The 22178-nt window shown below is 43.1% G+C and carries 21 protein-coding genes; 3 read left to right on the forward strand and 18 right to left on the reverse strand.

Translation table 11 applies throughout. From position 1 onward, the window contains the following. Positions 1-123 precede the first annotated feature (123 nt). Positions 124-2130: a methionine--tRNA ligase gene (metG, locus tag IGK85_RS14245; RefSeq protein ID WP_005233704.1), complete on the reverse strand. Its 2007-nt coding sequence runs from the start codon at positions 2128-2130 to the stop codon at positions 124-126. 356 nt (positions 2131-2486) lie between these two features. Here metG and IGK85_RS14250 point away from each other — a divergent pair, with 356 nt between their 5' ends. Both IGK85_RS14250 and IGK85_RS14255 read left to right on the forward strand, forming a co-directional pair. Then, positions 2487-2762 carry a hypothetical protein gene (locus IGK85_RS14250; RefSeq protein ID WP_008379440.1) on the forward strand — a complete coding sequence of 92 codons (276 nt, stop codon included), beginning with the start codon at positions 2487-2489 and terminating at the stop codon, positions 2760-2762. A gap of 50 nt (positions 2763-2812) precedes the next feature. Further along, positions 2813-3643: an NUDIX domain-containing protein gene (locus IGK85_RS14255; RefSeq protein ID WP_005233702.1), complete on the forward strand. Its 831-nt coding sequence runs from the start codon at positions 2813-2815 to the stop codon at positions 3641-3643. A gap of 146 nt (positions 3644-3789) precedes the next feature. On the opposite strand, the gene IGK85_RS14260 is transcribed toward IGK85_RS14255, so the two are convergent. From IGK85_RS14260 to opp3b, 5 genes are read right to left on the reverse strand one after another with little or no spacing between them, the layout of a single operon-like run. Then, positions 3790-4788, reverse strand: a complete 999-nt coding sequence (locus tag IGK85_RS14260; RefSeq protein WP_008379437.1) for an RNA-guided endonuclease TnpB family protein — start codon at positions 4786-4788, stop codon at positions 3790-3792. A 30-nt stretch (positions 4789-4818) separates the two neighbouring features. Then, complete coding sequence (locus IGK85_RS14265; protein WP_005233685.1) at positions 4819-5757, reverse strand: ABC transporter ATP-binding protein; 939 nt, start codon at positions 5755-5757, stop codon at positions 4819-4821. 14 nt (positions 5758-5771) lie between these two features. After that, complete coding sequence (locus IGK85_RS14270) at positions 5772-6824, reverse strand: ABC transporter ATP-binding protein (RefSeq protein WP_216593164.1); 1053 nt, start codon at positions 6822-6824, stop codon at positions 5772-5774. After that, positions 6824-7867: an ABC transporter permease gene (locus IGK85_RS14275; protein ID WP_005233683.1), complete on the reverse strand. Its 1044-nt coding sequence runs from the start codon at positions 7865-7867 to the stop codon at positions 6824-6826. The genes IGK85_RS14270 and IGK85_RS14275 overlap by 1 nt, the downstream gene beginning before the upstream one ends. Beyond that, positions 7867-8808: an oligopeptide ABC transporter permease gene (opp3b, locus tag IGK85_RS14280; RefSeq protein WP_005233681.1), complete on the reverse strand. Its 942-nt coding sequence runs from the start codon at positions 8806-8808 to the stop codon at positions 7867-7869. The genes IGK85_RS14275 and opp3b overlap by 1 nt, the downstream gene beginning before the upstream one ends. An 84-nt stretch (positions 8809-8892) precedes the next feature. Here opp3b and IGK85_RS14285 point away from each other — a divergent pair, with 84 nt between their 5' ends. Next, positions 8893-9228: a DUF3899 domain-containing protein gene (locus IGK85_RS14285; protein ID WP_005227990.1), complete on the forward strand. Its 336-nt coding sequence runs from the start codon at positions 8893-8895 to the stop codon at positions 9226-9228. 100 nt (positions 9229-9328) lie between these two features. On the opposite strand, the gene IGK85_RS14290 is transcribed toward IGK85_RS14285, so the two are convergent. The 12 genes from IGK85_RS14290 to IGK85_RS14345 form a co-directional block, all read right to left on the reverse strand. Beyond that, the gene (locus IGK85_RS14290; protein ID WP_005233679.1) at positions 9329-10990 is read right to left on the reverse strand and encodes a peptide ABC transporter substrate-binding protein; all 1662 of its coding nucleotides are present in this window, start codon (positions 10988-10990) and stop codon (positions 9329-9331) included. 441 nt (positions 10991-11431) lie between these two features. Beyond that, a complete protein-coding gene (pcp, locus tag IGK85_RS14295; RefSeq protein ID WP_008379428.1) occupies positions 11432-12079 on the reverse strand; it encodes a pyroglutamyl-peptidase I in 648 nt (215 codons plus the stop codon). Positions 12080-12109: 30 nt separating this feature from the next. Next, complete coding sequence (locus IGK85_RS14300) at positions 12110-13030, reverse strand: DUF979 domain-containing protein (protein ID WP_005233677.1); 921 nt, start codon at positions 13028-13030, stop codon at positions 12110-12112. Further along, positions 13031-13714: a DUF969 domain-containing protein gene (locus IGK85_RS14305; RefSeq protein WP_005233676.1), complete on the reverse strand. Its 684-nt coding sequence runs from the start codon at positions 13712-13714 to the stop codon at positions 13031-13033. Between the two features lie 196 nt (positions 13715-13910). Further along, positions 13911-14978, reverse strand: a complete 1068-nt coding sequence (gene rlmN / locus IGK85_RS14310; RefSeq protein ID WP_008379422.1) for a 23S rRNA (adenine(2503)-C(2))-methyltransferase RlmN — start codon at positions 14976-14978, stop codon at positions 13911-13913. Between the two features lie 305 nt (positions 14979-15283). Then, positions 15284-15580 (reverse strand): hypothetical protein, encoded by a 297-nt coding sequence (locus tag IGK85_RS14315; RefSeq protein ID WP_008379420.1) that lies wholly within the window; start codon positions 15578-15580, stop codon positions 15284-15286. An 8-nt stretch (positions 15581-15588) separates the two neighbouring features. Next, positions 15589-15960, reverse strand: coding sequence for a type II toxin-antitoxin system PemK/MazF family toxin (locus IGK85_RS14320; protein WP_005227961.1), 372 nt, complete (start codon positions 15958-15960; stop codon positions 15589-15591). Positions 15961-15969: 9 nt separating this feature from the next. Continuing rightward, positions 15970-17091 (reverse strand): alanine racemase, encoded by a 1122-nt coding sequence (gene alr, locus IGK85_RS14325; RefSeq protein WP_008379416.1) that lies wholly within the window; start codon positions 17089-17091, stop codon positions 15970-15972. Between the two features lie 121 nt (positions 17092-17212). Next, positions 17213-17578: a holo-ACP synthase gene (gene acpS, locus IGK85_RS14330; protein ID WP_008379414.1), complete on the reverse strand. Its 366-nt coding sequence runs from the start codon at positions 17576-17578 to the stop codon at positions 17213-17215. A gap of 202 nt (positions 17579-17780) precedes the next feature. Further along, positions 17781-19307 (reverse strand): degradosome RNA helicase CshA, encoded by a 1527-nt coding sequence (cshA, locus tag IGK85_RS14335; RefSeq protein WP_005233663.1) that lies wholly within the window; start codon positions 19305-19307, stop codon positions 17781-17783. 290 nt (positions 19308-19597) lie between these two features. Further along, positions 19598-20947, reverse strand: a complete 1350-nt coding sequence (locus tag IGK85_RS14340) for a UDP-N-acetylmuramoyl-tripeptide--D-alanyl-D-alanine ligase (RefSeq protein WP_008379410.1) — start codon at positions 20945-20947, stop codon at positions 19598-19600. Between the two features lie 86 nt (positions 20948-21033). Then, entirely contained in the window at positions 21034-22128 is a 1095-nt protein-coding gene (locus IGK85_RS14345; protein WP_005233659.1) for a D-alanine--D-alanine ligase, read from the reverse strand. Between the last annotated feature and the right edge of the window lie 50 nt (positions 22129-22178).

Consider the following 22178-nt stretch of genomic DNA (forward strand, 5'->3'; position numbering starts at 1 on the left):
GCCGCAGATAAAATCCGCCAATTACTCCCTCATGTTCATATCAATAACCTACATTATACAAAAACTTTTCGGGTCTGGCAATTTTATTTTCGCTGAAATTCAACAAAGAATTTCTCTTAAAAATCAAGCGATGACCGAGCCGTTTGGCATGCCTTTTGGCGCTTCCACGATTTGCAGACGACCATCATTGTCTTCTGCAGAAAGGATCATTCCTTGGCTGACTTGCCCCCGCATTTTCCGTGGTTTCAAGTTGGCAACGATCACGACTTTTTTGCCGATCAAATCTTGTGGTTCTGGATAAAATTCAGCAATCCCCGATAAAATTTGACGATCTTGATCATCTCCCGCAGCTAAGCGGAATTGTAGCAGCTTGTCGGCCCCTTTGACTTTTTGACAATCAACGACTTCTGCCACTTTTAATTCGATCTTGTCGAAGTCTTCGTATTTGATCTCGGCTTTGTCTGATTGCAATGTGGTTTCTTCTGGATTCCATTTGACTGTTTCTTCTGGACTTTGTGTCCCTTCAGCCATTTTCTTTTGGATGTAGGCTACTTCTGTTTCAAGTTCCAACCGAGGGAAAATCGGTGTGCCTTTGGCAACGACTTTCGTGCCACTTGGAAATTCACCAAAGCGTAAATCTTTCAGATCCATGGCAACAGAAGCCAATCCTAATTGTTGGAAAATGTTGGCTGGTGTTTCTGTCATCACCGGTTGCAATAAGATCGCAACGATGCGTAAGCTTTCCGCCAAATGAACCATCACACTGTTTAATTCCGCGCGCTTTTCTTCTTCTTTGGCTAACACCCATGGTTGGGTTTCGTCAATGTATTTGTTGGCACGGGAAATCAATGTCCAAACTTCTGACAATGCCGTACTGAATTCCATTTTATCCATGGCTTCATGGTAACGACCAACCACATTGGCCGCAGTCGTTGACAGCTCGCTATCAAAAGGCGTTACTTTTGAGGCATAATCGGGCACTAAGCCATCACAATATTTATTGATCATGGCGATCGTCCGATTCAGCAGGTTGCCTAAGTCGTTGGCTAGATCGTAGTTCAAACGAGAAACGAAATCTTCTGGTGTAAACACACCATCGCTACCAAAAGGAACCGCCCGTAATAGATAGTAACGCAACGCATCTAAGCTGTAGCGCTCCACTAACATTTCTGGATAAACGACATTGCCTTTTGATTTCGACATCTTGCCGTCTTTCATCATCAACCAGCCATGACCAAAGATTTTTTTCGGTAAGGGCAAGTCTAAGGCCATCAGCATGATTGGCCAATAGATCGTATGGAAACGCACGATTTCTTTCCCAACCATATGCACGTCAGCTGGCCAGTATTTTTGGAACAAGGAATCGTCCTCTGAGCCATAGCCTAATGCCGTAATATAGTTAGATAACGCATCGATCCAAACATACACCACGTGTTCAGGACTAGCCGTGACAGGAATGCCCCATTTAAAGGTCGTTCTGGAAACAGCCAGGTCTTCTAAACCTGGTTTGATGAAGTTATTCAGCATTTCATTTTTGCGTGATTCTGGTTGAATGAACTCTGGATGTTCATCATAGTATTGAACCAAACGATCGGCGTATTTGCTCATACGGAAGAAATAAGAAGATTCCTTCACCAATTCTACCTCATGACCGCTTGGCGCTTTGCCGCCGATGACTTTGCCCTCTTCATCTCGGTAAACTTCTGCTAATTGCGTTTCAGTAAAGTATTCTTCATCAGAAACAGAATACCAGCCTTCGTATTCCCCAAGATAGATATCGCCTTGATCAAGCAATTGCTGGAAGATTTTTTGAACGGCTGTTTTATGGTAGTCATCCGTTGTACGGATAAATTTGTCATAACTGATGTCTAGTGTGTTCCATAATTTCTTGACGTCAGCTGCCATTTTGTCGACGTATTCTTGCGGATCTACGCCAAGTTCTTCTGCTTTTTTCTCGATTTTTTGACCGTGCTCATCGACACCCGTTAAATAAAAGACATCAAAGCCCATCAATCGTTTGTATCGTGCTACCGCATCACAAGCGATCGTCGTGTAAGAATTCCCGATATGCAGCTTGCCGCTTGGATAATAAATTGGCGTCGTAATATAGAATGTTTCTTTTTCAGCCATGGACGCAAGTCCTCCTTTTCACTAGTAAAGTGTATACTTAGGTAGTATACAGTTCGCAACCCAAAAATGCTATAAATTTAATCAAAAAAGCGGACATAATAAGACCTTTCTTCATGCTCTAAAAGAAGCAAAGGAATCGTTTTCGTCCTTAAAACGCAGCAAATAAACCAGCAGATTTGAGTATTTCTTTTCTACTAGTTATCATAGCGCAGATAGCCGTTCACTTCAATGTTCTAGGGGAAGAATCTGATCCTGACAACGAATCTCATAAGAAATAAAGGTGTTTTATCTCTCTTTGATTAACAGGTACTTCTTTTGCTATAATGAGGAAGACTTCTCTTATAGAAAGGAACGCTATGACTCGAAAAAACAAACAGCATTTTTTGCTTTTAACCGCGCTTTCTGTGGGGCACTTGCTCTTTTCAACCACAGGTTACCCCTTTTTGTTTGCTTACTTCAACAGCCATGATTACGCGGCGCTTTTTGCGACAGCGCTGGCAATCCTACGGGTAGCTTTTCTGCTATGGATCGCTCTTTGGGGCTATTTAACACTCAAAGAACACCCTCGGTCTTCTTGGCTTTATCTCGCACTGTTTTTCATTAATTTGATCGTTCCTTATTTTTTCCGTTAAGGAAAACCATCGCGCTCAGTTACTTACTTTATCTAAGGCAGGAGAAACCAATGAAAGAATTTACCTCAAAATCAGCTGAAAAACACTACTATGAGAAAGAAGCTTCTGAAGCAGACTTTCTTACGTGGTATCAGGCACAAGATCAGCCGAAATACGAGAAACCCTCCGTAACCGTCGATATGGTGTTGATGTGTTACAACAAAGAAGAAGAACAACTCAAAATTGCGCTGATCCAAAGAAAAGGCCATCCCTTCCGCAATTCTTGGGCATTGCCGGGGGGCTTCGTCAATCCGAATGAATCGACAGGTCAAAGTGTGATCCGTGAGACCCAAGAAGAGATCGGGGTCACTATCTCCAAACAAAACATCGAACAGCTGCACACCTTCAGCACCCCTGGTCGTGATCCACGTGGGTGGGTAATCACCGTCAGCTATTTGGCATTTATTGGTGAAGAGCCCTTAAGTGCTGGGGACGATGCGAATCAGGTACGCTGGTTTTCTCTGGAAAGAAAAGCCAATCAAATCTATTTGACCAGCGGTGAGATCGAGATCATTCTTGACCTGGTGACTGGTGCCTCTGTTGGAAAAGATACGCTGGCTTTTGACCACAGCGCGATCATTCTCAAAGCCTTCAAACGGGTTGCCAATAAGATGGAGCACGAGCCGCAAGTGCTTCTTGTGTTAGGCAAAGACTTTACGATCACGGAAGCCCGTAAAGTATTCGCCAAGTTTTTAGGGATCGATTTTAAAATGATCGATCATTCCAACTTTAAAAAATCCATGCTTCAATATTTTACGGAGGTCGGCGAAAAGCCCGTTGGCATCGGGCGTCCCTCAAAGATCTATCGCTTAAATGACGCATTTTTAGGTGATAAAATGTAAAAAAAATACAACCCCCTGCTAAACCATAGTTTGGCAGGGGGTTGCTGGTTAATCATAATTAGTGAACGTGGTTCCTAGAAACAAAAATCATAAAGATTTTTTCTATACCCTAGGCGATCCCTGGCGTTCCTTCCAGTTCAAGCAGATCAGCTGCTCATTTCGCCTGAGAGCCGCTCTAGCTTCTGTTGGTCCTGCGTGTCCAACGTGACAAAACGCAGTTCTTTGCCGTACCACTGCGCTTTGTACTGGATTTTGCGAACAAACTGATGCCAATCGCTGATGCTGTAATGACCGGCTTTTAGAACCGTTTCTTCAGCAATTTGTTCCAAATAGATTGTATCGTACTGTTTTACGAGATGATAACTGACTTGATCGATGAATTCCCGCTTTTGACAGCAGTGAAAACGATAGAGGCGAGCGACTTTTCCTTTTAGCTTCTGATAATTCCGTGCCTGAGTCAAAAGGATTTTTTTCCGTTTGACCGCCGTAGCTTTCACCTGAAGTTTGCGTTCTGCTCGTGTCAGCTTCTGTTTTGTTTGGATCGCATGCTCACAAGTGACCGGTACCGATTGGTTGGCTTTGATCAGCTGCTGCGGATCATAAACAACCGCGATAGACGCTTGCTGTTTCGGGAGTGGTGTGATCTCTTCCAAACAAAGAATCGAGATATAAAACTCTTCATTGTTTTTCGCTGAGATCGTTGCCGATTTGATTTTCCCTTTGATCTCCCGATGCTTTTTTACTGGAACCAGTGTTTTGAGCTTTGGCAGCTTGATTTGATCCTCTTCAAAGTAAATGGTGTGCTGCTGATTATTCGTAGTATACGATTGCCAAATACTTTTTTTGGTTTTCATTTTTGGAAAGCCAGCCCGCTTTTGAAAGTAATTTCGAAACGCTCGGTCCAGATTCCTTTGTGCATTCGCCAATGCCAAACTATCGGTCTCCTTCAAAAAAGGATACTCCTTTTTTAGTTTGGCTGGCGTCAACCCTTGCTTTGCTTCATTGTTGGCCAGCTCCTCCATCTTCGCCTCCAGCAGTTGATTGTACGTAAACCGAACACAGCCGAAGGTTTCGATGAAAAACTGTTTTTGCTGTCCATTAGGATAGATCCGAAATTTGTATGCTTTTAAAACACCCAGTTTCATCTCCTCCTAACACTCCCTATACCTTTGACGCTAGTTCCCCTTTTTTTGTGCTAACTTTTCTTGGTAGATCTTGGCTTCTTGTTTCGTGGCATAAACGAAATGTCCTGGTGCGATCTCTTCCATTGCTCGTTCTTGGTTATCGTTTGGTTCGCTGACGTATTTGATCCGTTTGCGTTGACGCTCATGGTCAGGATCTGGCAGCGGAATCGCTGATAAAAGACTTTCAGTATACGGATGGACCCCGTAATGATAGATTTCATCACTGGTTCCTACTTCTAGCAGTTTGCCGTTGTGCATCACGCCGATCCGATCGCTGATGTGTTTGACCATCGATAAATCATGGGCGATAAACAAGTACGTCAATTTATGTTCTTCTTGCAGATCTTGCAGCAAGTTGACAACTTGGGCTTGGATCGAAACATCCAATGCCGAGATCGGTTCATCACAAATGATGAATTTTGGATCGACGGCTAATGCTCGGGCGATTCCGATCCGCTGACGTTGTCCCCCTGAAAATTCATGAGGATAACGGGTCCCATGACTTGGGTTTAGTCCGACGGTTCGCAAGAGTTCATCCACCCGATCATTGCGTTCTTTTTCATTTTTAGCTAATCCGTTGATATCGATCCCTTCGGCAATAATGTCGCGAACTTTCATCCGTGGATTCAAGGAGGCATAAGGATCTTGGAAGACCATTTGAACTTCCCGGCGAAAATCAGCCAGCGGTTTCTTGCCTTTGATTTTCATAACATCTTGTCCATCAAAAAGAACTTCGCCTCCGGTAGGATTATTCAAACGAATCACCGTCCGTCCAGTGGTCGATTTTCCGCTTCCGGATTCACCTACTAGACCAAAGGTTTCTCCTTCATAGATTTGGAAGGAGATATCATCGACGGCTTTGACTTCGTCTTTGCGGCCAACGTTAAAATATTGTTTGAGATTCTTTACTTCAAGTAAAACTTTTTCCAACCGTTTCTCCTCCTTTAGACAGATGCCTGAGTATTTTTTTCTTGGAATTTTTTCCAGCGAATCAAGATCTCATCCGGCGGAGTTACCTTCGGTGCTTGCGGCGCTAACAGCCACGTTGCTGCTTTGTGGGTCGGTGAAACATCAAAGAACGGCGGTTGCTGTTCTGCATCGATCTGCAAAGCAAATTCGTTTCGTGGATAAAAAGCGTCCCCGGTTGGCGGGTCCAACAGATCCGGCGGTGAACCAGGAATCGCGTACAAACGATCGCCTGTCCCTTCTAACGTTGGCATCGAACCCAACAAGCCCCAGGTGTATGGATGTTGCGGGTTGTAGAAGATTTCTTCTGCGGTGCCCACTTCGACGATTTTCCCACCATACATCACGGCTACTCGGTCAGCCACATTGGCAACGACACCCAAGTCATGGGTGATAAAGACGATGGACGAATTGATTTTCTTCTGAATATCTTTTAATAACTCTAAGATCTGTGCTTGGATCGTTACATCCAATGCAGTCGTCGGTTCATCTGCAATTAAGATCTGTGGGTAACAGATCAGCGCGATCGCAATAACGATCCGCTGCCGCTGACCACCCGAAAATTGATGCGGATAATTTTTCAAGCGTTTCTCAGCATTCGGGATGCCGACAAGGTTCAGTAATTCCAACGCTTGTCGCAAGCCCTCTTTTTTACTGATTTTGTTGTGCTTCATCAATGACTCTGCCACTTGCTTGCCAATCGGCATCGTTGGGTCTAGTGAAGTCATTGGATCTTGGAAAATCATGGCGATTTCCTTGCCACGGATTTTTTGCAGTTCTTTTTCGGATTTTTTCAAAATGTCCGTCCCATTGAAGAGGATCTGGCCATTATCGACATTGGCATTGCTGGCTAATAACCCCATGATACTGCGGGTTGTCACGGACTTGCCGCTCCCGGATTCGCCCACGATCGCCAAGGTTTCTCCTTTGTATAGATCGAAACTGACATCGCGGATCGCTTGGACTTTCCCAGCAAAGGTGTCAAAAGAAATTTCTAAGTTTTTCACTTCTAAGACTTTTTTCATAGCAATCACTCTTTCATTTTCGGATCAAAGGCATCACGCAAACCGTCTGCCAGCAAATTGAACCCAATCATAATCACAGACAAGGTCACAGCCGGCACCCACATTTGGTAAGGCAGGAACAAGAAGGTTTTGTAGCCATCGCTTAGTAGCATCCCTAAAGATGCTGAAGGTGGTTTTAATCCTAGCCCAATAAAGCTTAGGAAGGCCTCGAAGAAAATCGCCGAGGGAATACTGAACATCATTTGTACGATGATCACGCTGGAAATATTTGGTAATACGTGTTTCATCGCAATCTTGAGACGGCTTTCCCCCAGCGTTGTTGCGGCTAAAACGAATTCCTGATCTTTTAGTTTCATTGTTTGGGCCCGTACGATCCGCGCCATTGGAATCCAGTTAGTGATCGCCATTGCTGCCACGATCGAGAAGATCCCAGGTTCGAAAACTACCAACATTAAGATCATTACCACTAAGTTGGGAATACCTGATAAGATTTCTAGGAAACGTTGCATCACATTATCGATTCGTCCACCTAAAAGACCAGAGATCAAACCATAGGTTACACCAAAAATGATATCTAGCATCGCTGCGATAAACGCAATCAATAAGGAGATACGTGTCCCTACAAATAGACGACTCAATAAGTCACGACCTAATCCATCCGTTCCTAAAAGGAAATATGTCCCGTCAGGTACATTGGCAGCTGCATACTTATCTACTAGCTCGCCTCCCACCATCGCATAGCCGTTTAAGCCATTGATGTTGATACCGGGAATTTTCGGCGGCAGATTTGTAAAGGTCACATTTTGCGCGGTCGGATCATGTGGCGAGACAAAAATGGTAATGATTGAGATCGTAATAATGATCAGCAACAAAACGATTGAGAAAACAGCGGCTTTGTTTTTTTTCAAACGACGCCATGAATCTTGGAAAAAGGTTAATGAGGGGGTTGCGATCGCTTCACGCTCTTCATTGGTATTTTTTTGTAACGGTTGAAATTTGGCTGCATCGATGGCAGCAACATCATTTGCTGTGTAAGGTTTCTCTGCCATTAGCCACGACTCCCTTCTGAAACTCGGATCCGCGGATCAACGATTCCATATAAAATATCAACAACAAGAATCACAAAGACCAACATTGCGGAATAAAGGATCGTTACCGCCATGATCGTCGGATAGTCATTGGTCATGATTGATTTTACGAACTGTTCACCGATACCCGGGATCGCAAAAATATTTTCTACGACAAGGGAACCAGTCATCAAACCGACAGCTAGCGGTCCTAACAACGTCAATAACGGAATCAAACTATTCCGCAAACCGTGCTTGAAGGCAATTTCCCAGCGGCTCAACCCTTTTGCTCGTGCCAACTCGACATAATCACTATGCAGCACTTCCACCATCTCGGTTCGAATAAACCTAGCGGAATCCGCTAACGGCGACATCGCTAAGGCGACGGTCGGTAAGATCGTGCTGGCAAAGGTCTCCCACTTGGCAATCGGCAAGATCCCTAGTTTGATGGCAAAAATATATTGCAGCAAAACGGCAAAGACAAAGTTAGGGATCGAACGCCCTAAGATCGCCACTAAGGTAGACGTTGTGTCGACCCAAGTATTTTGTTTCATTGCAGAGATCGTTCCTAAAATAATCCCAAAGAAGGTACCAAAGATGATCGCTTGTAGTCCTAGTTGCAGTGAAGGTCCGATTCTTCCTGATAATAAATTCGCTACTGGCTGGTTTTTAAATTGGAAAGAGATCCCAAAGTCACCTTTTAGTAGATTGGTCAAATAAAGCCAATATTGGGTAATGATCGGTTTGTCCAATCCTGCTTGCTCATTTAGCAAGGCAATTTGTTCTGGACTTAATTTTTCAGCATTCGTATATGGTGTTCCTGGCAAAAATTGCATCAAGAAAAAGGTGATCGTGGCAATCAGCCATAATGTTAAGACCATGTAGAACACTCGTTTCAATAAATATTTCAAAAAGCTGTTCACGCAGTTTCCCCCTTAAGTATTTTGACTTCTATTCAATAATTATGTAAATTAACATAGTACGAATCATTAAAAAGGAGTCAGATCATGAAAATAAAAAAAAGTAGTGGGCTCATACCCCTCCTATGCCTCGCAATTTCTGGCGGATGGTTAGCCATAAAAAATGAATTTTCCATAGCAGCTCTTTCAGATGCCCTTTTCTTGTGGGCGCTGTTCTTTTTGATCATTGGCGGTTTTTTATGGGTATTTGCTTCTGGTTTCTTTGACCATTTTCAATATTCCATGAAGAAAGCTTTTTCCAAAAATAAAACAGATTATCTGAAATTATCCCAAGTCGGCAAACAGAGTTACGCCTTTTGGTTATGGCCTGGTGTCTTCTTGTTATTCCTTTCATTGCTCTTTTTAATGATTGCTACTAGTTAATTTCATTCTTATAGTTTTACTCATTGAAATGAGAAGCAAAAGGCTGAGACAAGAAATTGTCTCAGCCTTTTCTTCGGCATTTCAAGTCAACTACTCGTGATTATTCGATTGATGTCCACTTGTAGTCGTATTGTGCGCCCGCTGCGTGAGCAACAACACCTTTGACTTTTGTTGCACGTAAATGTGCTTCCGCTTTTTGATAAACTGGAATGACACCTTGTTCATTCATAATGATTTTTTCTGCATTGACTAAATCTTCCCAACGTTTGTCAGGGTCATTGGCATTGGTCGTACCTGCTGCTTTTACAGCTGCATCGTATTCTTCACTGCTCCATTGACCACGGTTGTATGAGTTACCTGTCGTAAACAAGTCAGTAAAGCTACTTGCATCGGCATAGTCAGCACCCCAACCGCCCATTACTGTATCAAAATCACCCGCATTTGAACGATCCAAACGAACAGAGAATGGAACTGGACTTAACGTGACTTTCACACCGTCCAATGTTTTTTCGATCGTGTCTTGCAAGTACTCAATGATTTTCTTGGTTGAGTCTGTATCAGAAGCTAAGATATCAAATTCTAATGAATCGATTCCTAATTCTTCTTTGGCTTTTTCCCAATATTCTTTTGCTTTCTCTTGATCGTAGCTAATGACGCTGCCAGCTGCTTCTGTGAAGTCTGTATGATCGCCAGGACTGAAAGTCATGCCTTCCGGAACCAAACCACTTGAAGCAATTGAACCATCACCTAAGATGGATGTTACTAAGGCATCACGGTCGATCGCATAAGAGATTGCTTTACGCAAGTTTTCGTTACGGAAAGGTGAATCTTCATCACGTTGATTCAATTCTAAGTAAGAAGTCGTTGCTTCTGGTTGAGAAACGAATGCTTCGTCGTTAGCCATCTGTTGCGCCAGTTCACCTGTTAGGATGACATCATCTGCTTGACCATCTTGGAAAAGATTCAAGGCAGTTGAGGATTCTTTCACGACGCTTACGTTGATTGTTTGTAATTTAACAGTGTCTTTGTCCCAATACTGATCGTTCTTTTCATAAGCCCATTCTGTATCCGTTCCTGGTCCATCAAAACCAGTCAGGACAAATGGTCCATTATAAACGGCATTGTCGCTTGTTGATGCATATTGATCGCCATTTTCTTCCACTACTTTTTGATTTTGTGGGAAGAATGATGGGAATGCTAATAAGTAATCAAAGTAAGGTGTTGCTTTTTCTAGGGTGATTTCTAATTCATAATCCCCCACTGCTTTGATGCCTAGCTCTGATGGATCCGTATCGCCAGCTGTGATGGCATCCGCATTTTTGACTGGTGAAAATAGATACGCATATTCTGATGCAGTTTCAGGTTTGACCGTCCGTTGCCAGCCATAAACATAATCCGCTGCTGTAACAGGGTCACCATTTGACCATTTCGCATCTTCACGCAATTTGATCTTGTAAGTTAGTCCATCCTCGCTGACTTCAGCTGCTTCAGCTGCACCAGCAGGTTGTGGTGTGCTGTCAGCATCCAAACGATACAGTCCTTCATATACATTGTTCAATGCACTGAAGCTGATCGTATCGGTTGCTAATGAAAGATCCGCACTTGGCATTTCTTGTGAAACCACTACGTTAAATACTTGTTCTGCGTTGCTATCGCCGCTAGTTGCTGTGTCATTGCTTGAACTATTTGTTCCGCCTGTTGTACAGCCGGCTAACACCACGCCACACACAGCTACTAAACCATAGGCCCATTTATTTTTCATCCTGTCCTACCCCTTAATTGAATTAATTTTCAGAATAATCATGCGATTTCTGAAGTTAGATAAGATTTTAATTAATAATTATTAAAAAAGCAATCCCTTTTTCGATAAAAAACACCTTTGGAAGAAAGTTTTCTTGGTATTTACTTACCTTACTCTCATCAAACATTCGTTAAATGCTATTTTTCCTTTCTTTATTTATAAGAAATAAAGCGAAAAAAATAATAAAAAAACATGGTTAAATGTAACTTACATTCATTTTCTGTCTGCTTTTTTCATTTCAGTCATCAAAATGAGAAATGTCTGATAGAAAAGCAAACATGCAGAAAACAAGGATGATTTCTTATCAAATTCAGACAAAAAAGACCTGATCGCATGCTTACTGATCAGGTCTTTTCATTTTAAGAACTTTTGTTTTGTCCTCGAAAGGATGTCCTTCAATGATTAATGGATCGCGCCGCCAATCGCTTTTAAATCTTCTTTGTCGGCATAATCAACGATAGCTTCCACTGCTGCAGTTAATCCTTTGGCGATGTCTTCGATGCTCATTGCAGGCTGTCCTGCTTTATCGACGACTTGCTGAGGAATAAATGGCACGTGAATAAAACCGCCTTTCATTTCAGGGTATTTTGTATCGATCATGTATTGTACTTGATACATGATGTGGTTGCAGACGAAGGTTCCAGCAGTATTAGAAACGGCTGCAGGTATTCCTGCTTTTTTCATATTTTCTACCATTGCTTTGATTGGCAGTTGTGTGAAGTAGGCAGGCTTTCCTTCTGTTTGGATCGCTTCATCGACGGGTTGATTGCCTTCATTATCAGGAATCCGGGCATCATCCACATTGATTGCCACTCGTTCTGGTGAGATGGCAAACCGGCCGCCCGCTTGACCGATGTTTAAGACGACATCTGGGTGGACCTCTTCAATTTTCTCTTCGACGATCGCCGCTGATTTCCCAAATACAGTGGGGATCTCTGCTTTCACGATCTGTGCACCATGAATTGTATCTGGCAGTAATTTCACTGCTTCTAAGGCAGGATTGATTGCTTCTCCGCCAAATGGATCAAATCCGGTAATTAATAGTTTCATTTCCATCATCCTTCCATCTCTGTTTTACCACTAAAATGCCCAAAAGTACATTAAAGCGATGTGGATCACTAACAATAATAAAGCAATTGGGGCTTGTGCTTTAATGACACCATTAGGGTCTTTCATCTCTAACAAAGCCACTGGCAGTGCATTGAAATTGGCTGCCATCGGGGTCAGCAACGTGCCACAAAAACCAGCGGTCATTGCTAAAGCACCAGCAACAACTGGATCGCCGCCTTGCGCCATTACGAAAGGTACGCCAATACCGGCAGTTATAACGGTAAATGCTGCAAAGCCATTTCCCATGATCATAGTAAAGATCATCATTCCTAAACAGTAAGCCACGACACCGATAAAACGATTGCCTTCTGGCACGACGCCAGAGATTCCTTGAGAAATCACATCACCAACACCAGCAGCGTTAAAAATGACACCTAGTGCTGCTAATAACTGCGGCAAGATACCGGCAGTTCCGACTTGGCGAAGCATCCGGTCGGAATCGTCTAACACTGTTTTTGGTTTAGCGGAAGTTAGCACGACTGCCAACAAGAGTGCTAAGATCGACGCGATCCCGATCCCCACTTGGCCCCCTAATGGTGTATAAGAAATCACCACAGCGATCAATGCCAAGCTGATACATGGTACGAAGATCGTACTACCGATCCGTTTTGCTGACGCTTCGGCTTTTTCATCATCAACGTCGACGATTTTACCGATCTGTACTTGTTTGAAGAAGGTCAAACAGCCCATCAAAACGATCAAAATTCCGTCCACAAGATACGGCAAAAAATTTCCGAAAGCAAAGACGACCCCTAGCAGTAACCAAAAGGCAGAGGTGCCTAATCGTGTAGGATGGTCTGCTTCACGAAAAACCCGGACAGCCGTCATGATCGACAGCAGCCCAATCAAGATATAAAAGAATTCTAGTAATCCGTTAACGATTCCTTCCATCTATTTCTCCTCCTTCTTGCCATATTTTTTTGCTAATTTGCGATCAAAGAGCAAGTTCGATAACGTGGCAATAACTAAGACGATCAATGCGATCGGCAATGATGCTTGAGCGATCGAACTAGCTGCCACATCATATCCAAGTGATTGCAACGTTCCTACGATCAACAGCACACCAGAAGCAGCCACGAAGGTATTTTGGGCAAAGAAATTCCCGAAATTTTCATTAGCGGCAGCCCGAGCTTTGATTTTTTCCTGATCTTTTTCATCCAGTTCCCCAAATTTATTTTCCCCAGCAGCTTGCGCCATCGGGTTAACGATTGGGCGGATAAATTGCGTATGTCCTTGGATCCGAATAGAGAAAAAGCCAGCAAGTTCCCGAATAAATAAGTACAAACTCAAAAACTTCCCTGGTGTCAAGCCTTTGATTTTTTCAATCAATATGACGGCCTGCTGTTTCAAGCCAAAACGTTCCGACAAGCCGACCATTGGTAATGTCAACAAGAACAGTGTAACGAGTCGATTATTGACAAACGCTTCTCCTAACATTGTTAAAAAATCAACAACAGAAATTCCCGATACAAGCGCGGTGACAAAACCAGCAACGATTACGACAGCAATAGTATCTAGCTTCAGCAAAAAGCCGACTAAAATAACTAGAATACCAATTAATTTAATCCATTCCATCAAATCATCCTTTCACAGTAAGCTATTTTTAATGAATACCAGCTTTTAGTATAATCTATTTTTTTCTTGTAAAACAATGTTTTTTGAATTTTCTTTACAGGAATACGCTTTCTTTAAGGCGTTTTTTAATTGCTTAGATAATAAAAAACCAAAAGAAGAACTGCGCTTGTGCAGTCCTTCTTTTGGTTTTTTGTGTTTAAGAAGCAGAAGCTTCTTTTTTCATTTGTTTGCTTCGCAGCTGTCCGCATGCTGCGTCGATATCTGTCCCATGTTCTTTACGAATCACACAGTTGATGCCGTTTTTCTTTAAAATGTCATAAAAAGCTAACACATCGGCTTTTTTACTTCGAGCATATTGGTCATGCTCACTCACTGGGTTATAAGGAATCAAGTTGACGTAAGACAATTTCTTTTTATCCTTCAATAATGCTGCCAACTGACGGGCATGTTCCGGTCGGTCGTTGACATGATCCAGCATGATATACTCAAACGTGATGCGACGATTGGTTTTTTCTAAATAATAATCGACCGCTGCCATCAGTTTTTCAATCGGGAAGTTCCGATTGATCCGCATCATGGAGGTTCTGACTTCATTATTTGGGGCATGCAGCGAAATCGCTAGGTTCACTTGCAAGCCGTTCTCCGCAAACTCTTTGATTTTATGCGCCAAGCCGCTGGTTGACACGGTAATATGCCGCGCACCGATCGCTAAACCTTTTGGGTCGTTAATAATCTGCAAGAAATGCATCACATTGTCATAGTTATCAAAGGGTTCGCCGATCCCCATGACGACTACGTGAGAGACCCGTTCTCCCTCGTTGCGTTCATCAAAATAGTGTTGTACTAACATGATTTGAGCCACGATCTCGCCTGCTGTTAAATCCCGCTGTTTCTTTAATAACCCACTGGCACAAAAGGTACAGCCGATGTTGCAACCGACTTGGGTCGTCACACAAACCGACATGCCATACTCTTGACGCATCAAGACCGTTTCAATCATGTGATTGTCGGGCAATTGAAATAAATACTTGACGGTCCCATCACTGGCTTCTTGTACCACCATCTGCTTCAGGGGATTGATCACAAAGGCTGCCGTCAGTTTCTCAATCACAGGTTTCGGTAAATTGGTCATTTCTTCAAAGCTGGTTACTCGTTTTTCATAGAGCCACTCCCACACTTGGTTGGCTCGAAATTTCTTTTCGTTTTGTTCAGTTATCCACAAAGATAGATCTGATTTGGTAAGTCCATAAATCGATGGGTTCACTTTTTTCCCTCTTTTCAAACTAGTCGCTACATACTATAACTGAATTCTTTGTGAAAAGCAACCGTACCTTGGTTGTTTGTCAAAGCAAAACCGTTGCTCTACTGCGCTGGTTGATCATTTTTTCGATGCTCAATGTTCCCATCCATCACGCCATCTTACTTGAAATAGCTCTCACAAACATTTTAGTCATAAAAAACAAGCAGTGAATGAACCAACTCCTGTGAAATAAATGGAGCAGCTCTTTCCTGCTTGTTTGCTTTTCCTTGAAGAGATACTCTCTCATGGGCACTGCTTTCTTCACATGATCACCCTTCAAAAGAAAGGACTCGGTCTTCTTTGGCGGTCAACATCCCCCGTTGCGGTGGCTGTAGCTGTAAATAAAGCTGGAGTGACATTTCTAATATCAGTTCTTTGTCTCCTTGTTGAAAAACGCCGTAATAATGGGTCTGTTCCCGTTTCTCTTCATATGTATGACTGACAAGGTAATACCCTTGTTCCATGGTTTCGTTGCGCTTTTTGGTTTCTGAAAGAAAACGGCGAATATGTTTATAAGTAAAGAGAATCAATAAAATGACAACTACTATTAATACTACATACCCCATTGCTTGTTTTACACCTCGATCGTTGATGTAGCAAAGGTCGGCTCCACACCAATACTGATCATCAAAGCAGCATCGACTTCACACATCACTTTATCGTCTAAATGACAAACTTTTTCTTTCAACCGACTTTTGTCGATCGTGCGGATCTGTTCCATCAAAATGACGGAGTCTTTGCCAATCCCTGTGCAAGAAGCGGAAATCCCAATGTGGGTTGGTAATTTCGGCTTCGCCATTTTTGCCGTGATCGCCGCAATGATCACGGTGGGACTGAAGTGATTGCCCAAGTCATTTTGAATGATCAAGACCGGTCGTATTCCGCCTTGCTCCGATCCAACGACTGGTGAAAGATCGGCAAAATAAATATCTCCCCTTTTTACCATAGGACCACCCTAACTTTTATATTCTCGCGGAACCCTTGCTGAGAGGGTGCACGCTACTTCATAGTGAATTGTTTCTAACTGGTCTGCAACATCCTGCATCGTAATTCGTTTCCCATGATTCTCACCAATCAACGTGACCGTTGTACCGACAGCAAAGGCTCGCGGCAAACGAATCATCAGTTGATCCATACACACCCGACCGACGATTTCACAAGGTTCACCTTCTACTAAGAGTGAGAAGCCTTGCATTTTTCGTAACCAGCCATCCGCATAACCGATAGGCACAGTGCCGATCCATTCCTGATGGGGCGTGATATATGTCTCACCATAGCCAATCCCCGCTCCTTTTTCAAGTAATTTCACTTGGATCAGTTCAGAAACAAGTGAAAGGGCTGGTTTTAAGGAAAATGGTTCCTTCAATGCATGACCTGACGGATTCAATCCATACATCGCGATCCCAAAACGGACCATATTCCCAACGGCCTCTTTGTGCCACAAGGAGGTCGCGCTATTGCCTGTATGTATATATGTCGGCAAATAAGGCAAAACAGTTAAGACTTCTTTAAACCGCTGGTGCTGTGTTTCCCAATAAGTTGTATCAGCTTGATCGGCTGTGGAGAAATGGGTAAAGATTCCTTCCCAATCAAATGTGGGATGAGTTTCCAACCAAAGAACGGCTTGAAGCACTTCTTCTGGGGTCAAAAAACCGATTCTCCCCATGCCGGTATCCACTTTGACATGTACTTTAAGCGGTGTCTTTATAGGATTCTCTTCCAAATAAGTACCGGCTTCTACCAACCAGTCCATCGAAGCGACTGGAAAAGAAAAATCGTATTCTGCAAGTAAGGGAATATCTTGCACGTTCACAACCCCTAAAATCAGCAGCGGGTCAGTGATTCCTGCTTCTCGCAATTCGATTGCCTCATCGATCGTCGCAACGCAAAAACCGGCTGCACCGCCTTCTTTGGCTGCTTGAGCAGTTTGTACCGCTCCGTGCCCGTACCCATTAGCTTTTACCACCGCAAAAAGAAACGTCTCGCTTGGTAAGTGAGCAATCTCATTTTTGATGTTTTCGGTAATCGCGGTCGTATCAATAATCGCTTTCGTTGGTCTATGGTAAGCAACCACCATTTCCAGTTCCTTCTTTCTACTAATGCTTGATCAGACAAACAAATTAAGTTGGTTTTATGTAGTCGGCTGTTCGTCCATAAAGTATCGTAGTTTTTTCACCAAGTGACGACTTCCACTCAGGTTACTCACTATCCGATACTTCTAAGATAATTTGTGCAAAGGCAGTATCATTTGTATGGGTGATACTGACAAACGTTTTTTCTAAAGGGTGCGGTGCTTTGGTAACGATCGGTGCACCGAATTCATTGGTCAAGACTTCAATATCATGAAAAGAAACTTTGCCGATCCCCGTCCCCCAAGCTTTGGAGAACGCTTCTTTGCAGGCATAGCGCCCCCCGAGGAACTCTACCTGACGTTTCAGGGGCAAACGGGCAAATAATTTTGCTTCCTTCTCTGTTAAAATACGCGTTATAAACTGAGGTTTTCTTTCAATTAATTCTTTCATTCGAGGCAGCTCGACTGCATCGATCCCGATTCCTTTAATCATTCTTCTCGCTACCTTTACTTAAGATAGGGGTTTCCAAATTGGAATTGGCCCTTGTTTAGCTAGTTACCATTCTACCAAAAAAATGGCGAATTACCATTCAAATCTGACGAGTTTATACGGAGATTAAGATTTTCATTTGCTCGTATTTGTTTTTTATATAAAAAAGACCTTGCAAGTTTCCTTACAAGGTCCACAAACTCAATTAGTCTTGGTTATTTCTGATAACGAAACCGCGTTTTTTGTCGTTGCTACGGCGATTGTTTTTACGGGCACCATCTTTTGAATAGTTACCACGGGCTTTATTGCCGTTGCCGCCGCTACGGTTCCCACCGTTTTCTTTGCGGTTACGATTGCCGCCATTGCTGTTATTGCTGCGACGTCCGTTTTTATTGAATGATTTTTTTCCTTGAGGTAATGGGCGTTCTGGTGTGATTTTGACTGGTTCTAAATCAGCTGGATCTTTCGCCATTGTTTTTAGAAGCAGTGCTGCTAAATCTTGTGCAGAATAACGTTCCAAAAGATCGTCGGCTGCTTGCAAGTATTTATCCAAACCATTTTCATCCAATTTTGTTTCAACAGATTCGATTGCGGCACCTAATTGACCTTTAAAAGCTTCTTTTTCGGTTGGTGGGCGCATTGGTGTCATCCGTTTTTTCGTTAAGTTTTCAATGACATGCAAGTAGCTCATTTCGTTTGGTGTAACGAAAGTCACTGACATTCCGCCTTTTCCGGCACGACCTGTACGTCCGATCCGGTGAACATAGCTTTCAGGATCTTGAGGGATATCGTAGTTGTAAACGTGTGTAACACCAGAAATATCTAATCCGCGAGCTGCTACGTCTGTGGCAACTAAGATATCTAATTGACCACTCTTAAATGAACGTAAAACGCTCATCCGTTTTTGTTGAGAAAGGTCCCCATGAATGCCTTCAGCTTTGTAGCCACGGGCTTCTAAACCACGTGCCAATTCATCAACACGACGTTTCGTACGACCGAAAACGATCGTCAATTCTGGTGATTGCACATCCAACAAACGAGTCATGACATCGAATTTTTCGTAATCTTTTGAGCGAACATAGTATTGATCAATCAAATCAGCGGTCATTTCTTTGGCTTTGATTTGAACATGTTCAGGCTCTTTCATGAATTTCACGCCGATATTTTTGATTGCTGGCGGCATTGTTGCTGAAAATAGTAACGTTTGACGAACATCTGGCACTTGGCTGATGATTTTTTCAATATCTTCCAAGAAGCCCATGTTCAACATTTCGTCTGCTTCATCTAATACAAGCGTTTCAACCGTACCTAATTTTAAGGTGTGGCGGTTGATATGGTCTAACATACGTCCTGGCGTACCAACTACGATATGGGGACGATCTTTTAATTGACGGATTTGACGGCCGATATCGGCTCCACCGTAAACTGCTTGAACGCGAATTTTTTTGTCTTTACCAAGACGATACAATTCTTCTTGGGTTTGGATCGCTAATTCACGGGTTGGGGCAATCACTAATCCTTGTAGTTGATGGTTCGCTGGGTCGATTTTTTCTAACATTGGCAAACCAAATGCGGCGGTTTTACCAGTACCGGTCTGTGCTTGACCGATCACGTCTTTGCCTGCTAAGGCTAATGGAATCGTTGCTTCTTGGATGGGTGTTGCTTCTTCAAAGCCGGCACGCTCAACAGAAGTCAATAATTCGTTGGATAATTCTAGATCTTTAAATTTCAAATGGATCCTCCTAGGCTGGTCATCTTTTCGATGCCTGTTTTTCTATCATCGAAGCGTAGGTTAGTTCTTCAGAAACACAAGAGTAGTCCCATTTACTCTTATCTTTCTCTCGGTACCGAAAAACCGCTTCACGAAGGCATTATAAAAGGCTAAAACAAGTGTTGTTTGTCTCAGCCATCATTTTATCTCAAAACGTCAATGTTTTTTACAGTAATCATTCTGTGCTTCATCTTTCGGCGTTAGATAAGTATAACACGTTTTGAAAGTTTCAGCAAGATTTCAACTCCGCTTTACATTCCTTTTAGTGCATCAACGACTTCGCTCAAGCCCATGCCATTGCTCCCTTTGATTACCAAGCTGTCGGAAGGTTCTAAAGTTTCCTTTAAGGAGGCGATCAGTTGTGGTTTTTCATCTGTCGCAAAATAGCGCACCTTGTCAGCAAGTGGTGACTGAGCTAGTCGTTTTTGCAATGCTTGCATTTCTTTGCCATAAAGAAAAACTAGTTGGAACGAGTCATCTAAATGTGCGGCCATCTGCTCGTGCATTTGTGCAGAATCTGGTCCTAATTCAAGCATATCTGCCAATACGGCGATCCGTCGTCCTTCTAACGGCAATTTGCGGAAACTATCCAATACGAGACCCATGGCAGTCGGATTGGCATTGTAAATATCGCTCAAAATCGCTGCTCCATTACCGGCAGTCACCCATTGGGTCCGATTTTTCGTTAATTGAAAATGCGCCAAGCCCTCCTTGATGGCTTCATTTGATACACCAAAATGACGTCCTAAACCAATCGCGATCAAGGCATTTTTGACATTATAACCGCCTAATACCGGTAAGGTAAAAGTCGTACCTGCTACCGTAAAAATCGTTTGATCTTGCGATTCCTCTACGATGTCTCCTTGCAGATCTCCCTCTGTTAAGCCAAAAGTTTCAATGGGCTGCGTCAAGTTAGGAACAAAGGGGTCTAACAATGGTTCATCCGCCGGCATCATAAAGAAGCCGTCTTTTTTCAATCCTGCGGTGATCTCCATTTTGGCTTTGGCGATCCCTTCTCTGGACCCTAAGTTTTCAATGTGGGCTTCGCCAATCAACGTGATAGCAGCAGCATCAGGTTCTGCTAAGCGCGAAAGGACTTCGATCTCTCCTGCATGGTCCATTCCCATTTCTAAAATCAACACTTGCGTATCTTCTGGTGCATGCAAGATAGTCAAAGGCACGCCTAGTTCATTGTTATGGTTACCTTGAGTTTTGTAGGTCTGGTATTTTTGTGCCATAACCGCGTCTACCATATCTTTTGTGGTTGTTTTCCCATTACTTCCGGTAATAGCGATGATTTTTGGCGCAAGTTTTTCTTTGTAGGCTCGTGCTAACTGTTGGAACGCTTTGACAGTATCCTTGACGGGGATCACAAGGATGCCTTGCGGTGGTTGGATGGTGGGATGACTCCACAATGTCGCGATCGCACCATTGTCTTTGGCTTGTTGGGCAAATTCATGTCCATCCCGAGTCCCCGCCAAGGGAACAAAAAGACTGTTTTCTTTGATTAGACGGCTGTCAAACTCCACAGAGGCAAGTGGTGTCTCATTTTCAATTGGCTGACCAAATACGGCAGCGGCTTCTTTTACAGTAAAATTCATCAGTTTCGCTCCTTTTTTACAAAAAAAGAAAGCCCAAGATCGCTTCAAGTATTTTCCTTGAGTTGAGCTGGCTTTCTTCCTGCTATTTATTCTGCTTCTTTTTCATTCTCTGCTTCAACTTCTGCTTCTTCCACATTCGTCAAGAAAGAACGTCTTTGGTTGAAACGATTCATCCCTAATTGGATCAATTCTTCAATCAAATCACCATACGGCAATCCGGTCTTTTCCCATAGCAATGGGTACATGCTGAATTCAGTGAATCCCGGCATCGTGTTCAGCTCATTTAAAAAGAGCTCGTTTTTATTGGTCAAAAAGAAATCACAACGGCTCAACCCACTGCCGCCCAACATCGTATAGGCTTTTTTCGCAAACTCTTGGGCTTTGGCTTGTGTTTCTTCGGGAATTTGTGCAGGAATCTGCATCTCGATTCGGTTGTCAATGTATTTGGAATTGTAATCATAAAACGCAACATCTTTTACGATTTCTCCCGGCATGGTGGTCCGCACGTCTTCGTTTCCAAGAACAGCGACTTCGATCTCACGGGCTTCGATTCCTTGTTCAACGATCGCTCGGGTATCATAGCGATACGCTTCTTGTAGCGCATTTTGCAGTTCTTCACGGTTCTCGGCTTTCGAGATACCGACACTTGAGCCCATGTTGGCAGGTTTGACAAACATCGGATAAAGCAGACTGCCTTCACATTGATCGAAAATCTTTTTCGGATTTTCTTTCCACGCATTTTTCAAGACTGGTACATAGGGAACTTGCGGAATTCCCGCAGCTTGCAAGATGTACTTGGTCATGATTTTGTCCATCCCGCAGGCACTAGTCAAGACACCGGCTCCGACATAAGGCATTCCGATGGTTTCTAAAAACCCTTGGATCGTGCCGTCTTCGCCGTTTGGTCCATGGAGCAATGGAAAGACGATCGCGTCTTCTTCATAGATGGCCCCAGGTGAAATTTCTTCCCCTTTGGTCTCTTCGTTGGTCAATGCCAAAGTATCTGGTGACGTTGGCGCCTCAGACAATAATGGGCCTTTTAACCAGCGTCCTTCTTTAGTGATCATTACTAATTGAACTTGGTAGTAATTATAATATACAGCATTAACAACTGAAAAAGCGGATAACAGTGATACCTCATGCTCTGCACTGCGTCCCCCGTATAATAAAATGATTTTCAAAAGAATTTCCTCCTGTATTCATTGATTCTACCAAACTAAGTCTTCCACAT

It is taken from the genome of Enterococcus sp. AZ015 (genome assembly GCF_050499225.1).
Classification (GTDB): Bacteria; Bacillota; Bacilli; order Lactobacillales; family Enterococcaceae; genus Enterococcus_D; species Enterococcus_D entomosocium.